Annotated in this window: 22 protein-coding genes; 10 read left to right on the top strand and 12 right to left on the bottom strand. The window is 76.0% G+C overall.

The window, feature by feature from the left end; genetic code table 11:
• Positions 1 to 13: 13 nt before the first annotated feature.
• The gene (locus ACRYM6_RS07600) at positions 14 to 529 is read right to left on the bottom strand and encodes a nitroreductase family deazaflavin-dependent oxidoreductase (RefSeq protein ID WP_432542225.1); all 516 of its coding nucleotides are present in this window, start codon (positions 527 to 529) and stop codon (positions 14 to 16) included.
• Positions 530 to 618: 89 nt separating this feature from the next.
• On the opposite strand from ACRYM6_RS07600, the gene ACRYM6_RS07595 reads away from it, so the two are divergent.
• On the top strand, positions 619 to 1,296 hold the full coding sequence (locus ACRYM6_RS07595; RefSeq protein ID WP_432542224.1) for a TetR/AcrR family transcriptional regulator: 678 nt from the start codon (positions 619 to 621) through the stop codon (positions 1,294 to 1,296).
• A gap of 58 nt (positions 1,297 to 1,354) precedes the next feature.
• Here ACRYM6_RS07595 and ACRYM6_RS07590 read toward each other — a convergent pair whose 3' ends face one another.
• The gene (locus ACRYM6_RS07590; protein WP_432542223.1) at positions 1,355 to 1,594 is read right to left on the bottom strand and encodes a DUF2530 domain-containing protein; all 240 of its coding nucleotides are present in this window, start codon (positions 1,592 to 1,594) and stop codon (positions 1,355 to 1,357) included.
• 46 nt (positions 1,595 to 1,640) lie between these two features.
• On the opposite strand from ACRYM6_RS07590, the gene ACRYM6_RS07585 reads away from it, so the two are divergent.
• Positions 1,641 to 2,384 (top strand): SDR family NAD(P)-dependent oxidoreductase, encoded by a 744-nt coding sequence (locus tag ACRYM6_RS07585; protein WP_432542222.1) that lies wholly within the window; start codon positions 1,641 to 1,643, stop codon positions 2,382 to 2,384.
• 140 nt (positions 2,385 to 2,524) lie between these two features.
• Positions 2,525 to 3,715 (top strand): aminotransferase-like domain-containing protein, encoded by a 1,191-nt coding sequence (locus ACRYM6_RS07580; protein WP_432542221.1) that lies wholly within the window; start codon positions 2,525 to 2,527, stop codon positions 3,713 to 3,715.
• Here ACRYM6_RS07580 and ACRYM6_RS07575 read toward each other — a convergent pair.
• Positions 3,704 to 5,956, bottom strand: coding sequence for a putative bifunctional diguanylate cyclase/phosphodiesterase (locus ACRYM6_RS07575; RefSeq protein ID WP_432542219.1), 2,253 nt, complete (start codon positions 5,954 to 5,956; stop codon positions 3,704 to 3,706). The genes ACRYM6_RS07580 and ACRYM6_RS07575 overlap by 12 nt on opposite strands.
• A gap of 162 nt (positions 5,957 to 6,118) precedes the next feature.
• Here ACRYM6_RS07575 and ACRYM6_RS07570 point away from each other — a divergent pair, with 162 nt between their 5' ends.
• Genes ACRYM6_RS07570 through ACRYM6_RS07560 form a run of 3 tightly spaced genes read left to right on the top strand, consistent with a single transcriptional unit; the run spans position 6,119 to position 9,158 of the window.
• Entirely contained in the window at positions 6,119 to 6,604 is a 486-nt protein-coding gene (locus ACRYM6_RS07570) for a MarR family winged helix-turn-helix transcriptional regulator (protein WP_432542218.1), read from the top strand.
• Positions 6,601 to 7,908: an MFS transporter gene (locus tag ACRYM6_RS07565; RefSeq protein ID WP_432542216.1), complete on the top strand. Its 1,308-nt coding sequence runs from the start codon at positions 6,601 to 6,603 to the stop codon at positions 7,906 to 7,908. The genes ACRYM6_RS07570 and ACRYM6_RS07565 overlap by 4 nt, the downstream gene beginning before the upstream one ends.
• 59 nt (positions 7,909 to 7,967) lie before the next feature.
• Complete coding sequence (locus tag ACRYM6_RS07560) at positions 7,968 to 9,158, top strand: class I SAM-dependent methyltransferase (RefSeq protein ID WP_432542215.1); 1,191 nt, start codon at positions 7,968 to 7,970, stop codon at positions 9,156 to 9,158.
• Here ACRYM6_RS07560 and ACRYM6_RS07555 read toward each other — a convergent pair.
• Positions 9,143 to 9,442, bottom strand: a complete 300-nt coding sequence (locus ACRYM6_RS07555) for a DUF1540 domain-containing protein (RefSeq protein ID WP_432542214.1) — start codon at positions 9,440 to 9,442, stop codon at positions 9,143 to 9,145. The genes ACRYM6_RS07560 and ACRYM6_RS07555 overlap by 16 nt on opposite strands.
• Positions 9,443 to 9,518: 76 nt before the next feature.
• Positions 9,519 to 10,670 (bottom strand): phosphoserine transaminase, encoded by a 1,152-nt coding sequence (gene serC, locus ACRYM6_RS07550; protein ID WP_432542213.1) that lies wholly within the window; start codon positions 10,668 to 10,670, stop codon positions 9,519 to 9,521.
• A gap of 57 nt (positions 10,671 to 10,727) precedes the next feature.
• Between serC and ACRYM6_RS07545 the strand changes: the two genes are divergently transcribed.
• Entirely contained in the window at positions 10,728 to 11,144 is a 417-nt protein-coding gene (locus tag ACRYM6_RS07545) for a DUF1810 domain-containing protein (protein ID WP_432542212.1), read from the top strand.
• Between the two features lie 17 nt (positions 11,145 to 11,161).
• Here the strand turns inward: ACRYM6_RS07545 and ACRYM6_RS07540 are convergent, their stop codons facing one another.
• Together ACRYM6_RS07540 and ACRYM6_RS07535 are read right to left on the bottom strand one after the other, a co-directional pair.
• Complete coding sequence (locus tag ACRYM6_RS07540; RefSeq protein WP_432542211.1) at positions 11,162 to 11,845, bottom strand: cupin domain-containing protein; 684 nt, start codon at positions 11,843 to 11,845, stop codon at positions 11,162 to 11,164.
• A gap of 17 nt (positions 11,846 to 11,862) precedes the next feature.
• Positions 11,863 to 12,657, bottom strand: a complete 795-nt coding sequence (locus ACRYM6_RS07535) for a sugar phosphate isomerase/epimerase family protein (protein ID WP_432542210.1) — start codon at positions 12,655 to 12,657, stop codon at positions 11,863 to 11,865.
• Between the two features lie 145 nt (positions 12,658 to 12,802).
• On the opposite strand from ACRYM6_RS07535, the gene ACRYM6_RS07530 reads away from it, so the two are divergent.
• Positions 12,803 to 13,807: a YeiH family protein gene (locus tag ACRYM6_RS07530; protein WP_432542209.1), complete on the top strand. Its 1,005-nt coding sequence runs from the start codon at positions 12,803 to 12,805 to the stop codon at positions 13,805 to 13,807.
• Between the two features lie 36 nt (positions 13,808 to 13,843).
• On the opposite strand, the gene ACRYM6_RS07525 is transcribed toward ACRYM6_RS07530, so the two are convergent.
• Both ACRYM6_RS07525 and ACRYM6_RS07520 read right to left on the bottom strand, forming a co-directional pair.
• Positions 13,844 to 16,861, bottom strand: a complete 3,018-nt coding sequence (locus ACRYM6_RS07525; RefSeq protein WP_432542208.1) for an alpha-mannosidase — start codon at positions 16,859 to 16,861, stop codon at positions 13,844 to 13,846.
• Positions 16,862 to 16,918: 57 nt separating this feature from the next.
• Positions 16,919 to 17,959: a LacI family DNA-binding transcriptional regulator gene (locus ACRYM6_RS07520; RefSeq protein ID WP_432542207.1), complete on the bottom strand. Its 1,041-nt coding sequence runs from the start codon at positions 17,957 to 17,959 to the stop codon at positions 16,919 to 16,921.
• Positions 17,960 to 18,082: 123 nt separating this feature from the next.
• On the opposite strand from ACRYM6_RS07520, the gene pdxH reads away from it, so the two are divergent.
• Together pdxH and ACRYM6_RS07510 are read left to right on the top strand one after the other, a co-directional pair.
• Positions 18,083 to 18,754, top strand: coding sequence for a pyridoxamine 5'-phosphate oxidase (gene pdxH, locus ACRYM6_RS07515; protein ID WP_432542205.1), 672 nt, complete (start codon positions 18,083 to 18,085; stop codon positions 18,752 to 18,754).
• 111 nt (positions 18,755 to 18,865) lie between these two features.
• Entirely contained in the window at positions 18,866 to 19,573 is a 708-nt protein-coding gene (locus tag ACRYM6_RS07510; RefSeq protein ID WP_432542204.1) for a FadR/GntR family transcriptional regulator, read from the top strand.
• 9 nt (positions 19,574 to 19,582) lie between these two features.
• Here ACRYM6_RS07510 and ACRYM6_RS07505 read toward each other — a convergent pair whose 3' ends face one another.
• From ACRYM6_RS07505 to ACRYM6_RS07495, 3 genes are read right to left on the bottom strand one after another with little or no spacing between them, the layout of a single operon-like run.
• On the bottom strand, positions 19,583 to 20,920 hold the full coding sequence (locus ACRYM6_RS07505) for an alpha-L-fucosidase (protein ID WP_432542202.1): 1,338 nt from the start codon (positions 20,918 to 20,920) through the stop codon (positions 19,583 to 19,585).
• Between the two features lie 14 nt (positions 20,921 to 20,934).
• Positions 20,935 to 21,741 (bottom strand): amidohydrolase family protein, encoded by an 807-nt coding sequence (locus tag ACRYM6_RS07500; protein ID WP_432542201.1) that lies wholly within the window; start codon positions 21,739 to 21,741, stop codon positions 20,935 to 20,937.
• Positions 21,738 to 22,706: an aldo/keto reductase gene (locus ACRYM6_RS07495; protein WP_432542200.1), complete on the bottom strand. Its 969-nt coding sequence runs from the start codon at positions 22,704 to 22,706 to the stop codon at positions 21,738 to 21,740. Before ACRYM6_RS07495 ends, ACRYM6_RS07500 begins: the two co-directional genes overlap by 4 nt.

Genomic DNA, 22,706 nt, shown 5'->3' with positions numbered 1-22,706 from the left:
ACGGGGCGGGTCCTCAGCGCCCGGCGGGGGCGGTCGTGATCCGGAAGACCGGGTGCTTCGGTGCGGCGGCCAGCAGGTCGGCGTCGCTCGCACCGGCGTCGACCCCGTCGAAGAACAGGCCGACCTCCCACGCCCAGCGGCGCAGGTACTCCCGCAGCAGCGGCGGCTTGTCGGCGTCGGGCACCTCCACCGCGGTGAAGGCGTGCGAGCGCCGGCCCGAGCGCAGCTCCCCGGTGCCCGCGGCCCGCAGGTTGCGGACCCACTGCGTGTGGCCGCGGGGGGCCACGAGGTACTGCACCCCGTCGATCGTGAGGGGGTTCACCGGGGTCGTGCGCCACTGCCCGCTGCTGCGCCCGCGCACGGCGAGCACGCGGGACCCGGCCAGCGGCAGCCCCAGGCGCGTCGCGGCGGTGACCAGGGGGTTGAGCAGGCGCCGGGTGAGCAGGTCCGGGGCGACGTAGCGGGGGGCGGGGCCGGAGCCGACGGAGGTGCGAGCGGTGGTCTTCGAAGAGAGCACTGATCTCGTCATGTCGTCCAGCGTGCACCGGTCCGCGCGTTTTGACAAGAGCGGTGCTCTCGAACGTGATCGATGCTCACCGCCGTGGCAGGATCCAGGACGTGCCCACCGTCCCCACCGCCCGTGAACGCGCCCGCCGAGAGCTCACCGCCGACATCCTGGCCGCCGCCCGCCGCCAGCTCGCCGCCTCCGGAGCGGCCGCGCTGTCGGTGCGCGCCGTGGCCCGGGAGCTGGGCCTGGCCTCCTCCGCCCTCTACCGGTACTTCGCCACGCGCGACGAGCTGTTGACGGCGTTGATCGTGGAGGCCTACGACGACGTCGCCGACGCGGTCGAGGCGGCGGTCGCCCCCCGGCGGGGAGCCTCGCGCCGGGCCCGCTTCACCGGGGGCTGCCGCGCGTTCCGCGCGTGGGCCCTGGAGCACCCGCACGAGTACGCCCTCGTCCACGGCTCGCCCGTCCCCGGCTACCGGGGCGACGAGCGGACCACCGCGGCCGGCGCGCGGGCCCCGCTGGCGCTGCTGTCGGTGCTCGAGGGCCTGGACGGCCCCGCGACCTCCCCGCCCCTGGCGCCGCGACTGGCGGAGGGCGCCGCCCGCGTCGCCTCCGCCGGGGCCAGCGAGGTGCCGGCGACCCTCATCGTCCTCGCGGCCCAGTGCTGGACGGCCCTGCTGGGGCTGGTCAGCAGCGAGCTGTTCGGCCAGCTGGCGAACACCTTCGACCCGGCCGACGCCTTCGCCGACGCCACGATCGACGCCCTCGCCGACCGCCTGGGGCTCTGAGGTCGCGCGCTCCGAGGCCGGCGCGCCCCCGGTCCACGGGGTGGGCCCCGCGGACCCGCTACGGCCGGCGGCGCCCGCGACGGTGCAGGTGGGCCAGCCCGACCAGCCCCAGCACGAGCCCCGCGACGCAGGACCCGAGCCAGCGCCCCTCCCCCGTGCTGCGCACCTCGGGGACGGCGATCGCGACCAGCAGCAGCACGGCCCACACCCCCAGGCCCACCAGGACGGCCCGGCGGTCGTCGGTCCGCACCGGCGGCGGCGGGGGTTTGGCCTTCGACGGCGGCAGGAACAGCGGCACGGGGCCAGTGTCCCCCGCCCGGGGCCGGTCTGCTGGGATGAGGCCCATGCCTGCCACCGAGACCCCCCAGCGCACCGCCCTCGTCACCGGCGCCAGCAGCGGCATCGGCGCCGCCACGGTGCGGGCCCTGGCCGCGGCGGGTTTCGCCACCGTCGCCGCCGCCCGCCGGGTGGACCGCCTGGAGGCGCTGGCGCGGGAGGTCGGCGGCCGGGCCGTGGCCCTCGACGTGACCGACGCCGCGTCGGTGGCCGCGATGGCCGAGCAGGTCGGTGACGTCGACGTCGTCGTGCACTCCGCCGGGGGCGCCCTGGGCAGCGACCGGATCGAGCACGGCGACCCCGAGGGCTGGAAGACCATGTACGACACCAACGTCGTGGGCGTCCTGCGGGTGCACCAGGCGCTGCTGCCGGGGATGCGCCGCGGCGGCAACGGGCACGTCGTGGTCCTGGGGTCCATCGCGGGTTTCGAGGTCTACCCCGGCGGGGGCGGGTACACGGCCGTCAAGCACGGCGTGAACGCGCTCGTGCGGACGCTGCGCCAGGAACTGCTGGGCGAGCCGATCCGGGTCACCGAGATCGCCCCGGGGATGGTGGAGACGGAGTTCTCGCTGGTCCGGCTGGGGTCGCAGGAGGCCGCGGACAAGGTGTACGAGGGCCTGACGCCGCTGAGCGCCGAGGACGTCGCGGACGTCATCGCGTTCGCCGTGACGCGCCCGGCGCACGTCGACCTCGACAAGGTGGTGCTGCGGCCGCTCGCGCAGGCCGACGCCGCGCACGTGCACCGGGCCTGAAACCCGGCGGAACCCCTCCGGCGGCGGCGGTAGGGTCGGCGGCGGCGCTCCTCACCCCGGCGGCGTCCCCCCGTCCCGCCCGCCGTCACGAACGGCCGTGGCCGACGACCGTCCACCACCGCCGCCCGAGGGGTCCTGCCGTGCACCGCCCGCCGAACCACCCGCCGCTGTCCACCCGCCTGTCGGGGGTCCGTTCCTCCCCGGTGCGCGACCTGCTCGCGCTGACGCAGGAGCGGGACGTCATCTCGCTCGCCGGGGGCCTGCCCGCCCCGGAACTGTTCGACGTCGAGGGCCTGCGGGCGGCGTACGACCGGGCGCTGTCCGGTCCGGGCGCCCGGCGGAACCTGCAGTACGCGGCGACCGAGGGCGACGTGCGGCTGCGGGAACTGGTGGCGGCGCGGCTGACCCGGCGCGGGTTGCCGACGGCCGCCGACGACCTGCTCGTCACGACCGGCTCGCAGCAGGCGCTGACGCTGCTGACGACGGCCCTGCTGGACCCCGGCGCGGTCGTCGCCGTCGAGGAACCCAGCTACCTCGCTGCGCTGCAGGCGTTCTCGCTGGCGGGAGCGCGGGTCGTGGGGGTCGGCAGCGACGAGGAGGGGGTGCTGCCGGAGGCCGTCGAGGAGGTGTTCGAGACCCACCGGCCCGCGGTGCTGTACCTCGTCCCGAACTTCGCGAACCCCACCGGCCGCACCCTGGCCGCCGACCGCCGGGCCCGCGTCGCCGAGCTCGCCGCCGAGCACGGGGTGTGGGTCGTGGAGGACGACCCGTACGGGGAGCTGCGCTACGCCGGGGAACCCCTGGCGCCGGTCGCGGCGCAGCCGGCCGGGGCGGCCGTGATCCACCTGGGCAGCTTCTCGAAGGTCGGGGCGCCGGGCCTGCGGCTGGGGTGGGCGCGGTTGCCGCGCGCGGTGCGCCCGGCGGTGGTCGTGGCCAAGCAGGCCGCGGACCTGCAGACCTCGACGGTCGACCAGGCCGCGGCGGCGGAGTACCTCGCCGCGACCGACCTCGACGCGCACGTCGCGCGGGTGGTGGCCGCCTACGCCCCGCGCCGCGACGCGCTGCTGGAGGCGCTGGCGGCGGAACTGCCCGCGGGCAGCACGTGGTCGCGGCCCGACGGCGGGATGTTCACGTGGGTGGAGCTGCCGGCGGGGGTGGACGCCGCGTCGCGGTTGCCGGTGGCCCTGGAGCACGGCGTCGCGTTCGTGCCGGGCGAGGCGTTCTTCGCCGGGATCCCGAACCGCTCGACGTTGCGGCTGTCGTTCACCACGCACGCCCCCGACGTGCTCGCCGAGGGGGTGCGCCGGCTGGGCGGGGCGCTACGGGCGTGAGCCGAGGGGCAGCAGGTCGGCCTGCACCGGCCGGCCGAACAGCCAGCCCTGGGCCCGGTCGCAGCCCATGTCCCGCAGCACCCTCGCCTGGAGCTCGGTCTCGACGCCCTCGGCGGTGACGACCATGCCGTGGGCGTGGGCGAGGCTGATGAGGGCCTCGACGACGGCCTCGGCGCGGTCGGAGGACCCCAGCGGCCGGACGAAGCTCATGTCGATCTTCAGGAAGCTGAGCGGGAACCGGTCCAGGTAGGACAGCGAGGAGTAGCCGGTCCCGAAGTCGTCGAGGCCGACGCGCGCGCCGATGCTGCGCAGCTCCCCCAGGCTGGCGCGCGTGGAGGACGACAGGTCGATGAGGGTGCGTTCGGTGACCTCGGCGAGCAGGGAGCTGCCGGCGGCGCCGGTCGACTCGACGCTGTGGGCGAGGCGGTGGGCGAAGGCGGGGTGCTCGAGGGTCTTGCCGGAGACGTTGAAGGAGACCTGCAGCCCGACGCCGTCGCGGCGCCACTCCCGCAGCTGCCGCAGCACCTCCCCCAGCACCCAGGTGTCGACGTCGACGATGAGCCCGGTGTCCTCGGCGGTGTCGACGAAGTGCTTGGGTTCCAAGATGCCCTCGACGGGGTCGTCGAGGCGGACGAGGGCCTCGGCGGCGACGAGCTGGTCGCTGCGCAGGTCCACGATGGGCTGCCAGACGACCCGCAGCCCGTCGGTGCGCAGCGCGCGGCGGACGCGGTGCTCGGCGACGTGCCGGGCCCGGGCCTCCTCGCGCATCGCGGAGTCGTAGACGGCGACGCGGTCGCGGCCGCCGTCCTTGGCGCGGTAGAGGGCCATGTCGGCGCTGCGGAACAGGTCGTCGGCGGTGCCCTCGTGGCCGACGGCGATCCCGGCGCTGGAGGTGCAGACGAACGGCTCGGGCAGCCCGGGCAGCAGCATCGGCGCCCGCAGCCGGCGGATCATGTCGCGGGCCATGAGGGCGGCGGCCTCGACGCGGCCCACGCCGGGGACCATGACGACGAACTCGTCCCCGCCCAGGCGGGCCAGGGTCGCCCCGGGCGGGGCGGCGTCCTCGAGGCGGACGGCGACCTGCCGCAGCAGCGCGTCGCCGATCTGGTGGCCGAGGGTGTCGTTGACGAGCTTGAAGCGGTCGAGGTCGAGCAGGACGAGGGCGACGGCGTCCCCGGGGCCGGCCGCCTCGAGGGCCTCGGCGAGCCGGACGTCGAGCACGGACCGGTTGGCCAGGCCGGTCAGGGAGTCGCACTGGGCGAGCCGGACGAGCTCACCGGTGGACTTCTCCCCGGCCGAGACGTCGAGCACGAGGCCCTGCACGACGCTGGAGCTGGTGGTGGCCAGCGGGACGCTCATGCCGAGGAAGGTGCGTTCGGTCCCGTCGGCGGAGGTGGTGCGGAACGGGTAGGGCGCGGAGGTGCCGGCGTGGGCGGCGGGGTCCTCGACGCCGGTGAAGGGCGCGCGGTCGTCGGGGTGGATGCGCTGCCGCCACGTCTCCAGGTCGGGGTCGGGGTCGGCGGCGCCCATGCCGAGCATCTCCCGCAGCCGGTCGTCGAGGGTGACGACGCCGGTGGCGGGGTTCCACGCCCAGGACCCGAGGCCGGCCAGGCGCAGGGCGCCGGACAGCAGGAGGTTGGCGCCGGTGGACTCGCGGTCGGCGCGGGCGGCCTCGGCGGTGGCGACGAGCGCGCGCCAGGCGGCGCCGGCGGCGGCGGCGAGGACCTCCAGCCGGGGGCCGGCGGTGCCGGCGGTGCCCCACACGGCCAGGCGGGGGGCCCGCGGGTGGCCGGGGACGAGCTCGACGACGGCGGAGGGGCACATGCGGGTCAGGTCGCTGCCGGTGATGCGGCGGCCGGGCACGAGCAGCAGGTCGCCGCGGGCGGCGAGGACCTCCAGCTCGCGGTGCCGGGAGCGGGCGACGGTCTCGAGCAGCAGCACGCGCTGGTAGCCGGCGGCGTGGACCTCGGCGACGAGCTCCTCGCCGAGGACGGCGGTGTCGGCGCACTCGTTGAGCCGCCGCTGGGCCCGCAGGACGGAGCTGGCGGTGTCGTGCTGGGCCTCGGTGCGGGTGGTCACCTCGAGGGTGCCGGGGTCGTCGTGGGTGACGGCGAGGTCGACGTCGGCGAGCCGGGTGCGCCGCTCGTCGACGGCGGCCCCGGCCTCGGCGACCGCCGCGGCGGCTCGTTCGAGCGCCCGTCGGGCCCGACGGGTGGCTGATGTCGCCGGAGATCCACTCACTCGCCCGCTCCACCTCTGCGCCGCAGGCCGTGAACGCACCCGCGAGATCATTACACAACGTGACCGACTCTAACGCGCCGTGTAGCTGCGGGGAAGCTCGTCCGTGTCCTGATCACGTCCTTCGCCCTGGTAATTACCCAGGCTCACGATTATGGTGGCCTCGTGCCACCACTTCCCGCGGAGCCGGCCCCCACCCCGACGCTCCCGCGGGCGGCCCGCCCGGACCAGTCCGCCCAGGACCGCCTCGCCGTCGACCTGCGCGTCTGCGTCCTGCGCACCGCCCGCCGGCTGCGCGCCCAGAAGAGCGTCGACGAGCTCACCGACGCCCAGTTCTCCGTCCTGTCCCAGCTGCACGGCGGCGGACCGCGCACCCCCGGCGAGCTCGCCGAGGCCGAGCACGTCCGGCCCCCCTCCATGACCCGCACCATCGCCGCGCTCGTCGAGTCCGGCCTCATCGAGCGCACCGACCACCCCGACGACGGCCGCCAGGTCCTGGTCTCGGCCACCGAGGCCGGTCACCGCGTCGTGGAGGAGACCCGCGCGCGCCGCTCCGCCTGGCTCAGCCGCCGCCTGGACGGCCTGAGCCCCGGCGACCGCGCCACCCTGGCCGCCGCCGTCACCGTCCTGAACTCGGTGATCAGCGAGTGAGCCAGACCTTCCGCTCGCTGCGCCACCACGACTACCGGCTCTGGTTCGGCGGCGCCCTGGTGTCCAACACCGGCACCTGGATGCAGCGCGTCGCCCAGGACTGGCTGGTCATCCAGGTCCTGACGGACGGGTCGGGCACGGCCGGCGGGATCACCACCGGGCTGCAGTTCGGCCCGATCCTGCTGCTGGCCCCCGTGGCCGGCACCGTCGCCGACCGGTTCCCGCAGCGCCGCACCCTGATGGTCACCCAGGCGGCCATGGGCCTGCTCGGCCTGCTGATGGGCGTGCTGGTGATCAGCGGCGCGGCGCAGCTGTGGCACGTGTACGTGCTGGCCGCCCTGCTGGGCTGCGCCTCGGCGATCGACGGCCCGGTGCGGCAGACGTTCGTGGGCCAGCTCGTCCCGCGCGAGGACCTGCCCAACGCCATCGGCCTGAACTCGGCGTCCTTCAACTCCGCGCGCCTGGTCGGCCCGGCCCTGGCCGGCGTCCTCATCGCCTGGTTCGGCACCGGCCCGGTGTTCGTGCTCAACGCCCTGTCGTTCGTCGCGCCGCTGGTCGTGCTGCACCTGATGCGGCCGGCCGAACCGGTGCCGCGCGCGAAGCCGGCGAAGGGCACCGGCGGCATGCGCGAGGGGCTGGCCTACGTGCGGGCCCGGCCCGACCTGGTGGCGGTCTTCGTCCTGGTCGGGGTCGTGGGGACGTTCGGGCTGAACTTCCAGCTCACCAGCGCCCTGATGACGAGCGTGCGGTACGGCACGGACTCCGCCGGGTACGGGCTGGCCGGGACGGTGCTGGCGGTCGGCTCGCTGGCCGGGGCGCTCGTCGCCGCCCGCCGCGAGCGCCCCCGCTACCGGCTGCTGGTCGGGGCCGCCGTCGCGTTCGGCGTGCTCGCCTCGCTGGCCGCGCTGATGCCGACGTACGCGCTGTACCTGCTGGTGCTGCCGTTCATGGGGCTGGCGTCGCTGACGCTGCTGACGGCCGCGAACGCCACGGTGCAGATGAGCACCGAGCCGGCCGTGCGGGGCCGGGTGATGGCGCTGTACATGTCGCTGATGCAGGGCGGCACCGTCGTGGGCGGGCCGTTCGTCGGCTGGGTGGGGACCGCGTTCGGCCCGTCCTGGTCGATCCTCGTCGGCTCGGTCCCCTCCGCGCTGGTCGGCGTCGGCGTCGGGGTCTTCCTGCTGCACCGGGCGCGGGTGCGGGTCCGCCTCTCCTGGCGCGGCACCCCGCACGTCCGGCTCGTGCCGGCGCCGGGGCGGGCGCCGGAGGGCCTGGGCACCACGCGCGCGGCGGCCGGGGACTGAACCCCGCGGGCGGGGAGCGGTGGTCGGCCCGGCCGCGGGGCGGGCGGAGAATGGAGGGCGTGACCACCGACCTGACCACCGCCCTGGCCGACGTCCGCACCCTGCTGCTGGACACCCCCAACCTGTCCCGGGCGGTCGCGGCGGGGCGGCGCAAGGGGCTGCAGCCGCCCGCGGCGGAGCGGGTGGAGGTCCGCCCGGTGCGGCTGAAGGACGGCCCGCACCTGCAGTTCACGGCCCGCACCGGCCCGGTCGTGTCCACCCGCAACGTCCCGGTCGGCGAGGCCGGGGAGGCCGTGGACGAGCTGCTCGCGCAGGCCTACGGCAACCTGCACGTCGAGACGGCCACCGAGGTCGTGCAGGTGCGGATCACCAAGAAGGGCGACGCCCAGGTGCACCGGGCCCCGGCGCGGCACGAGGCCGGGCCCGGCGCGCACGACCGGGCCAAGCAGCGCCTGGTGGACCCCGACGACCCGGTGTTCCGCGTGCTGGGGGCCGGTGGGGACAAGCGCCGCCAGGTGGAGGCATTCGTCCGCCAGCTCGCCCCGCTGGCCCCGGCGGTCCTGTCCGGCGGCGGCGACCGGGTGCGGGCGGTGGACCTGGGGTGCGGCAACGCGTACCTGACGTTCGCGGCGCACCGCTGGCTGAGCGGGGCCGCCCGCGAGCGCGGCAAGGACCTCGTGACCGTCGGGGTGGACGTGCGCGAGGACGTCGTGGCCACCGGGCGGCGGGCGGCGGCCGAGGCCGGACTGCCGGGGCTGGAGTTCGCGGTCGGGTCGATCGCCGGGGCCGAGCCGTTCGGCGACGCGCGCCCGGACGTCGTGATGGCGCTGCACGCGTGCGACACCGCGACCGACGAGGCGCTGGCCCGCGCGGTGCGCTGGGGCGCGCCGCTGGTGCTGGCCGCGCCCTGCTGCCACCGCGACGTCCAGCGGCAGCTGCACGAGAACCGCGCCCCGCTGGTGCGGCACGCGATCCTGCGCGAGCGGTTCGCCGACGTCCTCACCGACGCGCTGCGCTCGCTGCTGCTGCAGGTCCTCGGCTACCGGGTCGAGGTCGTGGAGTTCATCGACTCCGCGCACACGCCCCGGAACGCGATGATCCGCGCGGTGCGCGCGGGCGCACCGCGCGGGTCACGGACGGCGGGACTGCTGGCGGAGTACGACGAGCTGACGCGGGCGTGGGGCGTGGAGCCGGCGCTGGCGCGGATGCTGACCGCGGAACTGGCGCAGGCCCGTCAGGCGGCGCTGTAGGTCAGGCACCTGGTGCCGCCGGCCGCCTCCACGCCGACCTCCACGCTGTCCGCGTGGCAGGTGAGGTCGGAGTTGTGGGTGCAGTCGGACAGCTGGCAGGCGCCGACGTGGCCGTCGCTGGTCGGCGAGTGCTTGGTCGGGATGCCCAGGAACGTGGCGCAGTGGTTCGCGCCGTGGTCGCCCACGGTGATGGCCGGGGCGTGGCAGGACGTCGCGGCGTTGAAGGTGCAGCCGTCGACGGAGCACTGGTGGATCGGGGTGAGGTCCAGGTTCACGGTCGCCATGAATTCGACGGTAACCAGGGAAGGCGTTCCCCGCTAGACAGGAACGCCTTTCCTGACAAAGCCCACGGAATTCAGGTCAGGCTTTCCTGAGTGCGTCGACGACGTGGTCCACGCAGGCGGTCAGGGCCCGCACGTCGTCGGGTTCGACGGCCGGGAACACCCCGACGCGGATCTGGTTGCGACCCAGGCTGCGGTAGGGGAAGACGTCGACGATCCCGTTGGCACGCAGCACCTCCAGCAGGACGCCGGAGTCGATCGAGGGGTCCAGGTCGATCGTCGCGACGACGTGGGACCGAGCCTGCGGCTCGGCGACGAACGGGGCGGCCCAGTCCCGCGCGCCGGCCCAGTCGTACAGGACGCCGGAACTCTCCGCGGTGCGGGCGGCCGCCCAGTCCAGGCCGCCGCGGGACAGGATCCACTCGACCTGCTCGGCGAGCAGGACCAGCGTCGCGACCGCGGGGGTGTTGTACGTCTGGTCCTTCCGGGAGTTCTCGATCGCGATCCGCAGGTCCAGCGACGCGGGCGTCCAGCGGCCGGTGGCGCCGATCTCGCGGACCCGGTCCAGGGCCGCCGGGGACAGGACCGCGATCCACAGCCCGCCGTCGGAGGCGAACGCCTTCTGCGGGGCGAAGTAGTAGGCGTCGGTCTGGGTGAGGTCGACGGGCAGGCCGCCGGCGGCGGACGTGGCGTCGACGACGACCAGCGGCCCGCCCTCGCGCGGGGCCGGCCCGGCGGGGCGGACGACGGGCGCCATGACGCCGGTGGAGGTCTCGTTGTGCGGCCAGGCCACGACGTCGACGCCGTCGCCGACCTCCCCCAGCCGCGGCAGCGTCCCGGGTTCACCGCGCACGACGACGGGCTCGGCCAGGAACGGCGCCGCGGCGGTGGCCGCGGCGAACTTGGCGGAGAACTCCCCCAGCACCAGGTGCTGGGAGCGCTCGCGCACCAGCCCGAGGGTCGCGACGTCCCAGAACGTCGTGCTGCCGCCGTTGCCGAGGACGACCTCGTACCCGTCGGGCAGCGAGAACAGCTCGGCCAGCCCGGCGCGCACGCGCCGCACGACGTCCTTGACGGGGGCCTGCCGGTGCGAGGTCCCCAGCACGGACCGGCCAGCGGCGGCCAGGGCGGCGACCTGCTCGGGGCGGACCTTGGAGGGGCCGGACCCGAAGCGGCCGTCGGCGGGCAGCAGGTGGGTGGGGATGCGCAGACCGGTCTTCTCGACGCTCACGGGGGGATCCTCCCGCACCGGCGGGCGTGCCCGTGACGGCCGGGCGAGGATGGCGGGGTGGACCTCGAACGCTTCGTGACGGCCTCGGCCGGCACCCACGACCGCGCGCTGGCCGAGCTGCGGGCCGGGCGCAAGACGTCGCACTGGATGTGGTGGGAGTTCCCGCAGCTGCTGCTGGGCAGCTCCCCCACGTCGGTCGCGTACGCGGTGTCCGGGCTCCAGGAGGCGCGCGCGTACCTGGCCCACCCGGTGCTGGGCGCGCGGTTCGCGCAGAACTGCGAGGCGCTGCTGGGGCAGGGGTCGCGCGACGCCGTCGAGGTGCTCGGCGGCGTCGACGCGCAGAAGCTGCGCAGCTCGGCGACGTTGTTCGCCGCCGCGGGCAGCGAGCTCGCGCAGCGGGTGCTGGCGGAGTTCTTCGCCGGGGCGCCCGACCCGGTGACCGCCGCCCGCTGCGGCGGGGGCACCGGGGCGTAGCCCGGTCAGCAGCGCCGTCAGCAGCCGTGGGCGGTCACGTCCCAGACCGTGAGCCGCCCGCACATCCCGAACCGCTCCCCCGGCGCGGGCGCGGTGGAGCGCACCGCCGCCTCAGCCAGGTGCCCGGCTCGGCCCTCGGCCAGCGCCCGCAGCTGCTCGCCGGTCCGGGCGGCCTGCGCGGCCGGCCCGGCGGACCAGACGTCGCGGAAGCCCGGGACGCGCGGGCGCACCAGCGCGGCGGCGGCGGCGTGCAGGTCGGCGAGGGCGGCGGGGCCTTCGCGCCCGACGCGCTCGCGCAGCGCGGCGTACCCCTCCAGGGCCAGGTCGCGCCGGGCGCGGGCGCTCGCCTCGTCGTGCGCGGTGGCGGCCCGGGCGTAGGCGCCGGGGTCGGCGAGCACGTCGGCGGGGAACGTCAGGACGGCGTCCCCGGCCTCGGGCAGGCCGGCGTTCTGCATGAGGACGAGGATCTCCAGGTCCCCGGAGGCGTTGACGAGGCGGTGCACGGTGCCGGGGGTGAACCAGAGCAGCGTCCCGGGGTGCAGCGGGTGCTCGGCGAACCCCTCGGACCCGAGGGTCTGCACCGAGCCCTCGCCGCGCAGCACGACGTAGCCCTCGGCGCAGGCGGTGTGCAGGTGCGGGGAGCCGCCGCGCAGCCCGTCGGCGGCGGGCCAGTCGTAGACCCGCAGGCGGGAGGTCCCCACCGCCCCGGGCAGCCCGGTCAGACGAACTCCTCGAACCGCTTGCGCAGGGTGCGCGCGACGTCGTCGGGGTCCTCGGCCCACCAGCGGGAGGAGAGGAGCTCGACCTCGACGGGGCCGGTGTAGCCGGCGGCCGCGACGGCGGCGGACAGGCGGGGCAGGTCGATGAGCCCGTCGCCCATCATGCCGCGGTCCAGCAGCAGGTCGGAGGTCTGCGGCAGCCAGTCCGAGACGTGGTAGCCGAGGACGCGCTCGCCGGCGCGGGCGATCTGGGTGTCGAGCTCGGGGTCCCACCAGACGTGGTAGGCGTCGACGATCACCCCCGGTTCCCCGTCGAGGGCGTCGGACAGGTCCAGGGCCTGGGCGAGGGTGCTGACGACCGACCGGACGCCGATCATCATGGGGTGCAGCGGTTCGACCGCGAGCCGGACGCCGGCGTCGCGGGCGTGCGGCAGGAGCTCGGCGATGCCGTCCTGCACGCGGGCGCGGGCGGCGGGCAGGTCGCGGTCGAGCAGCGGGCCGCAAACGAGGACGAGGGTGTCGGCCTGCAGGGCGGCGGCCTCGTCGACGGCGCGCCGGTTGTCGTCGCGGACGTCGCGCTCGGGGTCGGTGAACATGCCCCCGCGGCAGACGGAGCTGACGCGCAGCCCGGCGTCGCGGACGAGCCGGGTGGCGCGGTCGAGGCCGACGGCGGCGATCTTGTCCCGCCACAGGGCGATGGCGCCGATCTCGTGGCGCTCGCAGGCCGCGACGGCCGCGGGGAGGTCGAGGGAGTTCAGGGTGATCTGGTTGAGGCTGAGTCGCGCGGCGTCCATCGTCCACTCCGTCGTCATCGCTGGAATGCGCTTTCCAGCGCACTGTGGCACAGCGCCCCGGACCGGTCAAGGTCACAAGTCCCGCTTGTGACCCCACGGTGCGCCCCCGCTTCCGGCCGGGCCCCGCACGGCCCACGCTGGTCCGGTGCTCCGCGCCGTGCCCCGCCCCGCCCCCCTGGCCGCCCTGGTCCCCGGACTGCTCGTCGTGGCCGCCGCCACCGCCCTCGCCCTCGGCGTCGAGACCCTCACCCACGTCCTGACCGCCTCCACCGTCGCCGTCGCGCTCGGGGCGCTCGTGCGCAGCACCGGGGCGTTCCGGCCCTCCTGGAAGCCCGCGACCGGGTTCGCCGCCCGGCGGCTGCTGCGCGTCGCCGTCGTCCTGCTCGGCCTCCAGCTGCCGCTGGCGCAGGTCCGCGACCTCGGCTGGGGCGGGGTCGCCCTCGTCGTCGGCGTCGTCGCCGTCACCTTCACCGGCACCCAGCTCCTGGGCCGCGCCCTGGGGCTCTCGCGCGCGCGGTCCCTGCTGGTCGCCACCGGCTTCTCCATCTGCGGGGCCTCGGCCATCGCCGCGGTCCGCCCCGCCACCGACGCCGACGACGAGGACGTCGCCACCTCCGTCGCCCTCGTCACCCTCTGCGGCTCCCTGGCGATCCTCCTGCTGCCCCTGCTGCGCGCGCCGCTGGGCCTGGACGTCCACGCCTTCGGCGTCTGGGTCGGGGCCAGCGTCCACGACGTCGGGCAGGTCGTCGCCACCGGCGACCGGGTCCCCGGGGCGCTGGAGACCGCCGTGGTCGTCAAGCTGTCCCGGGTGCTGCTGCTGGCCCCCCTCGTCGCGCTCGTCGTGCTGCACCGGCGCCGCACCGGCGGGCCGGGCACCGCCTCCCGCCCGCCGGTGCTGCCGTTCTTCGTCGCGGCCTTCGTCGTCGCGGTGCTCGTGCGGGCCACCGGCGTCCTGCCCCAGAGCGCCCTCGACGGCGTGCAGCACGTGCAGTCGGTCCTGCTCGTCGCGGCCCTGTTCGCCCTCGGGACCGGCATCGACGTCCCGCACCTGGTCCGGACCGGGGGCCGCTCGCTGGCCCTCGGCCTCGGCTCCTGGGTGCTGGTCGCCGGGGTGTCCCTGGCCGGCGTGCACCTGCTGCACGTCGGCTGAGCCCCCCCCCGGCCCACCCCCGGGCTCACCCCGGGCTCACCCCCGGGCCAGGCGCAGCGACAGGATCTGGAACGGGCGCAGCGCGACGCTCACCCCGCCGGCGCGCACGGTCGTCGCGCCCTGCTCCAGCGGCCGCTCCAGCAGGTCGACCTCCGTGACCGAGGCGACGGGGAAACCCCAGTCGACCCGGCTGCGCACCCGCCCGCCGAGGGACTCGTACAGCCGCACGACGACGTCGCCGGACCCGTCCTGCGCCAGCTTGACCGCCTCCACGACGACCGCGGGGTCCTCCACCCGCAGCAGCGGTTCCACCGGCCCGGCGCCCCGCACGTCGCGGCCGCCGAGGTTCTCCCGGTACCCCTCGCGCACCGCGTCGGCGATCTGCGCCCCGACCACCATCGAGTAGGCGAGCACGTGGTGCCCCTGGTCGGCCTCGGGGTCCGGCGACAGCGGCGCCCGCAGCAGCGAGAGCCGCACGGTCGTCCCGGGCCGGCCCCCGTCGACGGCGCTGCGGGTCACGTCGTGCCCGTACGTCGCGGAGTTCGTGACCGCCACCCCGTACCCGGGCTCGCCGACGTGAATCCAGCGGTGGGCGCAGACCTCGAACCGGGACGCGTCCCAGCTGGTGTTCTCGTGGGTGGCGCGGAACACGTGCCCGAACTGGATCTCCGCGGCCGACCGGTCGGCGTGCACGTCCACCCCGAACGACGCCTTGAGCAGCGCCTCCCGCTCGTGCCAGTCGGCCTGGAGGGTGAACCCGATGCGCGACTCCCCCCGCGGCAGCCGGACGACCTGCGTGAGGGTGCTGGCCCCGACCCGGCGGACCACGACGACGGTCGCGCCGTCCCCGGAGTCGGGATTCACGACCACCGACTCCGCCTCGGTCAGGTCCCGCACGACGTGGCGGTAGTGCGCGTCCACGTCCCAGGCGTCCCACCGGTTCGGGGTGTCGCGGTGCAGCTGCAGCAGCCCGGCGCTGGTGCCGGGCAGCAGCACCTCGCGGTCCTCCACGAGGTCGCGCACGGACACGACGTTGCCGCCCGCGTCGACGCGCAGCCGCAGGATCCCGTTGTCCAGCACCGTGCCGTCCCCGTCGGTGCTCACCTGGACGGGGGCGCCGGTGGACTCGGGGACGCCGACGCCCAGGGCCGGCACCCCGCCGCGGTCGTGCGGGGTGGAGTTCACGACCATGTCCGTTGTGCCGTCCCCGGTCACCGCGTCCAGCGCGGCCCGGATCAGGTCCTCCAGCTCGTGGCGCACCCGCTCGTGGGTCTGCTCGGCCTCGCGGTGCACCCACGCGATCGAGGACCCGGGCAGGATGTCGTGGAACTGGTGCAGCAGCACCGTCCGCCACAGCTCCTGCAACCGGGCCGCGGGGTACGGCGCGCCGGTGCGGACCGCGGCCGTGGTGGCCCACAGCTCCGCCTCGCGCAGCAGGTGCTCGTCGCGCCGGTTGCCCTGCTTGGTCCGGGCCTGCGACGTGTACGTCCCGCGGTGCAGCTCCAGGTACAGCTCCCCCGACCACACGGGCCGGTCGGGGTAGTCCGCCTCGGCCGTGGTGAAGAACTCCCGCGGGGAGTGCAGCGACACCCGGGGCGACCCGTCGAGGTCGGCGAGCCGGTCGGCGCGCTGCAGCATCTCCCGGGTGGGGCCGCCGCCACCGTCGCCCCAGCCGAACGGGACGAGCGACCAGTGCGCGCGGCCCTTCTCGGCGAAGTTGCGGGCCGCGTGGGCCAGTTCCTTCGCCGACAGCTCGGAGTTGTAGGTGTCGACGGGCGGGAAGTGGGTGAAGATCCGCGTCCCGTCGATGCCCTCCCAGTCGAACGTGTGGTGCGGGAACCGGTTGTCCGCGTTCCAGGAGATCTTCTGGGTGAGGAACCAGCGCACCCCGGCCAGCTTCATGATCTGCGGCAGCGCCGCGGAGTACCCGAACGAGTCCGGCAGCCACGCCTCCTGGGTGTCGACGCCGTACTCGCGGGCGAAGAACTCCTTGCCCTCGACGAACTGCCGGACCATCGCCTCGGACCCGACCATGTTCGTGTCCGACTCCACCCACGTGCTGCCCACCGGCACGAACCGCCCCTCGGCGATGCGGGCCCGGACCTTCTCGTGGACCTCGGGGCGGTGCTCGGCGAGCCAGGCGAACTGCTGCGCCGAGCTCATCGCGTAGCTGAACGACGGGTGGACGTCCATGAGCTGGGTGACGTTGGCCGTGGTGCGCGCGACCTTGCGGACGGTCTCGCGCAGCGGCCACAACCAGGCCGAGTCGATGTGGGCGTGCCCGACGGCGCTGACGCGGTGCGCCGAGGCCCGCGCCGGTGCCGCGAACAGCGGCGCGAGGACCGCGCGGGCGCGGGCGGCCGTGCCCGCCACGTCGTGCGGGTCGAGCGCGTCGAGCGCGGAGTCGACGCCGCGCAGCAGTTCCCACCGCCGGGCGTCCTCCAGCGGCAGCTCCTGCATGAGCCCGCCGAGGACCTCCAGGTCGGCCAGCAGCTCGGCGACCTCGGTCTCGCGCACGCACACCTCGGCGCGGGCCAGGACGTACAGCGGGTCCCTCGGCGCGGTCAGGACGTCACCGAGCGGGCTGGGCTCGAAGGCGGCGCCGCCGCCGCCGAGGACGTCGGGGTTGGAGGCGGCCTCGACGAAGAACTCGAACGTCGTCGCCCCGGCCGGGACGGGGATCCACGTCGAGAGCGGGTTGATGGCCTTCACCGGTTCCCCGGCCGCGGTGTAGACCAGCCCCTCGGCCTGGAACCCGACGTCGCGGGCCCGGGTGCCGAGGTCGAGCACGACCTCGACCGGCCGGCCGGCCCACGGCGCGGGGACCTGCCCGCGCAGCCGGAACCACGTCGTCGACCACGGCGGGCCCCACGGGGTGCCGACGGCGAACGGGGCGTAGTCCGCGCCGAGGCCGTCGGCCACCGGGACCGGCTCGCCCGGCGCGTGCCAGGCGGCGACCTCCACGGGCAGCGCACCGCTGTGCACGGCCGGGGCGATGCGCTGGGTGAGGGCCCGGGCGAGCCGGGCCTCGGTGACCTCGCGCTGGTCGTGCACGGCGTTCCTCCTCGTCGAGGTGCTGCGGGGTGCTGCGGGGTGCTGCGGGGGGGGTGGTCAGTTCCCGAACTCGGCCAGGTCGACCGGGACGGTGATCCGGCGGGGCACGACGTCCGAGCCGCCCATCCGCTCCACGAGCAGGGTCGCGGCGCGCCGGCCCACGTCGACCGGGTCGTAGGTGACGAGCGCGACGCGGTCGACGAGCACCTCGGCCAGCTCCACGGTGTCGAACCCGCCGATGACGACGTCGGCCCGCGCCCGGTGCACGGCCAGCAGGGCGCCCACCGTCATGCGGTTGTTGTCGCAGAAGATCGCCGTCGGCGGCGCGGGCAGCGCCAGCAGGTCCTCGGTGGCGGTGCGGGCCTCCTCGCTGCTGTGCTGGGAGAACCGCAGGAGCTCGCGGTCCTCGGGGACCCCGGCGGCCTTGAGCGCGGCGCGGTAGCCGGCGAACCGCTTGGCCCCCGTCCCGGACCCGCGGTCGCCGCCGACGTAGGCGATGCGGCGGTGCCCGCGCTCCAGCAGCCACCGGGTCAGGCGCCGGCTGCCGCCGATGTTGTCGAGCAGCACCACGTCCCCGCGCACCCCCTGCGGGAGGCGGTCGACGAAGACCACCGGGGCCCGCTCGGCCAGCGCGGCGTACCGGCCGGCGCGGTCGTCGGCGCCGGGCACCATGAGGACCCCGTCGACGCGCCGCCGCAGCAGCTCGGCGACGATCTCCTGCTCACGGGCCCCGTCCCGGTCCCCCGTCGCGTCGCGGCCGGTGGACAGCAGCAGCACGACGTACCCCGCGGCCGCCGCGACGAGCTCGACGCCGTGGGCGAGCTCGGCGGAGAACGGGTTGGTGAGGTCCTCCACGACGAGCGCGATCGTGGCGGTGCGCTGCCCGGGCCGCAGGGTGCGGGCGCTCTCGTTGCGCAGGAAGCCGAGCGCGGCCACCGCGGCCTCGACCTTCTCCCGGGTGCCCGCGTCGACGTACTTCTCGGCGTTGACGACGCGCGAGACGGTCGAGATGCTGACCCCGGCGTGCTCGGCGACGTCACGCATCGTGGGTGGTCGTCCCAGTGCCACCGCGGCCTCCCCGGCTCCGTGCCCGTCCACCTGCGAACGTTGCCAGCCGCAGGGTAGACGCAGGGTAGACGACGCCCCCGCCCGCGTCACGGCGCCGGCGGCCCTCCGCGCGCCCGGGTGGCCCGGTGGCGCCGGCGTCCCTACGCTGCCCGGGTGGAGGATCCAGCGGGCCGGCGCGTCGACTACGGCGAGCGGCACCTCGTCGAGGAGGACCTCGCCGCCACCCCCCTGGCCCAGTTCGAGGATTGGTACTCCCGGGCCGTGGCCGCCGGGGTCGTCGAGCCCAACGCCATGACGGTCTCCACCTGCGGACCCGACGGCGTCTCGGCCCGCACGGTGCTGCTCAAGGCGGTGGACGCCCGGGGTTTCGTCTTCTACACCAACCTGCGCTCCCGCAAGGCCCGGGCGATCGGCCACGACCCGCGGGTCGCGCTGTTGTTCGGCTGGCACGCCACCCACCGGCAGGTCGCGGTCCGCGGGCGGGCCGAGCCGGTGCCGCGCGCCGAGACCGAGGCGTACTTCCGCAGCCGCCCGCACGGCTCGCGGATCGGGGCCTGGGCCAGCGCCCAGTCCGAGCCGGTGGACTCCGCCGCGGCGCTCGACGTCCGCTACCGCGAGCTCGCCGGCCGCTGGCCCGACACCGGTTCGCCCACCGACGTCCCCGTCCCGGAGCACTGGGGCGGTCTGCTCGTCCGGGCCCACGAGGTCGAGTTCTGGCAGGGGCGCACCTCCCGCCTGCACGACCGGCTGGTGTTCTGCGCCACCGGCGACGGGACCGCGCTGGACGAGCCCGGGAACTGGTCGCGCGAACGCCGTCAACCCTGAGCGGGGAACCGCCCCCGGGGGCTCGCGGACCGCGGTGGGCGGCGGGGCCGGTGGGTATCGTCGGGGCATGGACAGGACGTCGCCCCTCCAGCGCGCGGGGGGCTGAGCGCCGTGGCGGTCACCGACGAGGCGATCGGGAGGATCAAGCGGATGATCCTCGACGGCGAACTGCGACCGGGTGACCGGCTGCCGCGCGAGGCCGAGCTGTCGGCCGCCCTGGGCCTGTCCCGCAACTCGTTGCGCGAGGCGGTGCGCGCGCTGGCCCTCATCAGGGTCCTCGACGTCCGCCACGGCGACGGGACGTACGTCTCCAGCCTGGAACCGGGCGTGATGCTGGACGCCATGACGTTCGTCGTCGACGTCCAGCGCGACGCCTCGCTGCTGGAGTTCTTCGAGGTCCGCCGCCTGCTGGAACCGTCCGCGACGTCGATGGCGACGACCCGGATGAGCGACGAGGAGATCGCCGGGCTGGCCGACCTGCTGGACGAGCTGGGACCGCACCCCAGCGTCGAGGACCTCGTCGCCAACGACCAGGAGTTCCACCGCCGCATCGCCGCCGGGTCGGGGAACGCGGTGCTGGCCTCGCTCATCGAAAGCCTGTCCGGGCCGCTGCACCGGGCGCGGGTGTGGCGCGGGCTCAGCGAGGAGTCCGCGACGACCCGGACCCTGGCCGAGCACCGCGCCATCCAGCGGGCGATGGCCGCCCGCCAGCACGACGTGGCCCGCGCCTGGGCGCAGGTCCACGTCGCGGGCGTGGAGCAGTGGCTGCGCGAGGTCGGCGCGGACGAGCCCGCCGGGGGGCCCGCGCCGTCGGAGTGAGCCCGGGGTTCACCCGCGCAGGTCGAGGTCCACGACGACCGGGCCGGGCACCCTCGCGGCGGGCACGTCGACGACCACGCGGCCGCCCTCCTCGTGCGCCGCGACGGGCGTCCCGTCGGGCAGCCGCGCCGAGGACGCGTCCACGGCGGGCAGGTCGAGGGCGACCGGGCCGGCCGCGTCGACCACCGCGTGCGCGACGGGGCCGGTGCGGGTGCACCGGACCCACGGGTCGTCCGAGGCGGTGGCGCCCTCCAGCGGGGTCGTCCCGTGCACGGCGGAGGAGTTCAGCTCCATCCAGTCCGCGATCCCCTCCAGGCACCGGCGCTGGAGCTCGGGCAGCCGGCCGGCCTCGTCGGGGCCGACGTTGAGCAGGAAGTTGCCGCCGCGGGAGACGACGTCCAGCAGGTGCCGGACGGCGCCGGGGCCGTCGAGGTGGTGCGAGGCGTCCTCGACCTGGTTGTAGCCGAAGGACAACCCGATGCCGCGGCAGTTCTCCCACATCTGCGCCGACTCCGACTCCCTGCCCTGCTGGTACTCGCTGGTGCGGAAGTCCCAGTGGGTCAGGCCCCAGCGGTCGTTGACGACGCCGTCGGGCACGGCGGCGTAGAACCGCTCCAGCAGGCGCGCGAAGCTCCTGGGGCCGTCGGGCTTGCCGGCGTCGGGCCACTCGATGTCACCCCACAGGACGTCCGGGCGGTACCGGTCGATGAGGTCGGCGACGTGGGCGAACGCGTACTCGTTGTACGCCGCGTCGACGGGGCGCTCGGCGGCGAGGTCGTCGCCGCGGTGCGGCGGCAGGTCGGTGACGTGCCAGTCCAGCCCGCCGGAGTAGTACGTCCCGAACCTCATCCCGGCCGCGCGGGCGGCCTCGGCGAAGGCCGCGACGAGGTCGCGGCGCGGGCCGCGGTGGACGGTGTTGCGGGTCCCCGTGCCCGGCGCGTCCCACAGCGTGATGCCGTCGTGGTGCTTGGTGGTGGGCACCAGGTACCCGGCGCCGGCGCGGCGGAACAGCGCGACGAGCGCGGCGGGGTCGAACTCCGAGGCCGTCCACCGGTCGAGGAAGTCGTCGTAGGGGGCGCCGCCGTGCACCTCGCGGTGGTGCTGCTGGGCCGGGCTGCCGTCGATGCGGATGGTGTTCGCGTACCACTCCGCGTACGGGTTGTGCCTCATCCACTCGTGCGGCTCGACGGTGCCGAGCTCGCCGGTGGGCTCGGCCCACGCGGGCACCGAGTACGCCCCCCAGTGCACGAAGACGCCGAACTTCACGTCGCGGTACCACTGCGGCGTCTCGCGCTCGAACCTGCGGTACAGCTCGGGGCGCTGGGGGTCGGACTCGAACATGGCCACGGCGGCGGTTCCCTTCAGGGCAGTCGGTACGTGCGGACGGCGTTGCCGCCCAGGACGGCCGCGCGCTCGGCGGCCGGCAACGGGTCCAGGAACGCCAGGGTGCGTTCGAGGACGGAGGCGTGGTCGAGGGCCAGGGTGCTGACGGGCCAGTCGGTGCCGAAGACCAGCCGGCGCGGGCCGAAGACCGCGAGGAGGTGGTCCACGGCGGGGCCCAGCAGGTCCTGCCGGTCGAGGGTGAACAGGCCGGACAGCTTGCACACGACGTGCGGGCGGGCGGCGAGGGCGGCGACCCCGGCCCGCCAGGCCGGGTAGGCGTCGGTGCCCAGCGGGGGTTTCGCGCCGTGGTCCAGGACGAACCTGCCCCGCGGGACGGCGTCGACGAGCCGCACGGCGGCGGGCAGCTGGTCGGTGCGGACGAGGAGGTCGACGACGAGCCCGGCGGCCGCGGCGGACGCCACGCCCGCGACGACGTCGGGGCGCGCGGGCCAGCCGGGGTCGGGTTCGTCCTCGGCCTGGTGCCGGACCCCCACGAGCAGGTCGCGGTGCGGCAGACCGTCCACCTGCGCGGGCACCGGGCGGGTGTGGTCGGCCCAGCCGACGACCCCGGCGACCAGGCCGCCGGAGGCCGCGGCGGTGGCCAGGAACTCCTCGGTCTCGCCCAGGTCGGAGACGGTCTGCACCAGGACCGTCCGGTCGATCCCGGCCGCGCCGGTGACCGCCCGCAGGTCGGCCGGGGTGAACCGCCGGCGCAGCGCCTCGACCATCCAGGGGTGGTGGCGGGTCGCGGGGTCCCACAGGTGGTGGTGCGCGTCGACGATCACGGCGCCCCCTCCCCCGGCAGCGGCATCGCCTCGGGCAGCAACCCCTGGCGCCGCAACGCCTCCCACGCCGCCGGGGGCACCGGGTCGGCGAGCAGGGCCGCGTTGCGCCGCACCTCCTCGGGCGAGCGCATGCCCAGCACGAGCGAGGCGACGGCGGGGTGCGCGGCGGCGGCCTGGACGGCCACGGCGGGCAGCGAGGTGCCGTGCTCGCGGGCCACGGCCGCCACCCGCCGGGCCCGCTCCAGCAGGTCCGCCGGGGCCGGGCCGTAGGCGTAGGTGGCGTCGGCGGGCGGGTCGTCGTGCGCCAGCAGCCCCGAGGCGAACACCCCGCCGAGGACCACGGCGGTCCCGGCGCGCCGCGCCGCCGGGAACAGGTCCACCAGCGCGCCCGCGTCCAGCAGGTGGTAGCGCCCGGCGACGAGGACGACGTCGAGGTCGAACTCCCGCACGAACCGGGTCAGCAGCCCGGTCTGGTTCATCCCGGCCCCCACGGCGCGCACGAGGCCCTCCTCGCGCATCCGCAGCAGTTCCGGGAACGCCCCCGCGCGGGCCTGCTCGGCGTGGTCGTCGGGGTCGTGCACCAGGACGACGTCGACGCGGTCCAGGCCGAGGCGGGCGAGGCTGTCCTCCACCGAGCGCCGGACCCCGGCGGCGGTGAAGTCCCACACGCGCTCGCGGGTCGCGGGGACGTCGAAGCCGTGCGGGTCCCGGCCGCCGCCGGTCGCGGGCCGCAGCAGCCGCCCCACCTTGGTCTGCAGCACGAACTCCTCGCGCGGGCGGTCGCGCAGCGCGGCGCCGACGCGTTCCTCGCTCAGCCCCAGGCCGTAGTGCGGGGCGGTGTCGACGTAGCGGACCCCGGCGTCCCAGCAGGCGTCGACGGTCGCCCGGGCCGTGGCGTCGTCGACGGCGGTGTAGAGGTTCCCCAGGGCCGCGGCGCCCAGCCCCCAGCGGGGCAGCTCCAGCAC

The sequence above is a fragment of the Kineococcus rugosus genome, from assembly GCF_050871975.1.
GTDB lineage: Bacteria > Actinomycetota > Actinomycetes > Actinomycetales > Kineococcaceae > Kineococcus.
Note: the sequence above shows the minus strand (reverse complement) of the source record. Positions and strands in the feature narration are given on the sequence as shown.

Excerpts from the sequence above, each read along its gene's own strand:
- ACRYM6_RS07600 (WP_432542225.1), bottom strand. The coding sequence starts at position 529 with ATGACGAGATCAGTGCTCTCTTCGAAGACCACCGCTCGCACCTCCGTC.
- ACRYM6_RS07585 (WP_432542222.1), top strand. The coding sequence starts at position 1,641 with ATGCCTGCCACCGAGACCCCCCAGCGCACCGCCCTCGTCACCGGCGCC.
- ACRYM6_RS07555 (WP_432542214.1), bottom strand. The coding sequence starts at position 9,442 with ATGGCGACCGTGAACCTGGACCTCACCCCGATCCACCAGTGCTCCGTC.
- ACRYM6_RS07535 (WP_432542210.1), bottom strand. The coding sequence starts at position 12,657 with ATGGACGCCGCGCGACTCAGCCTCAACCAGATCACCCTGAACTCCCTC.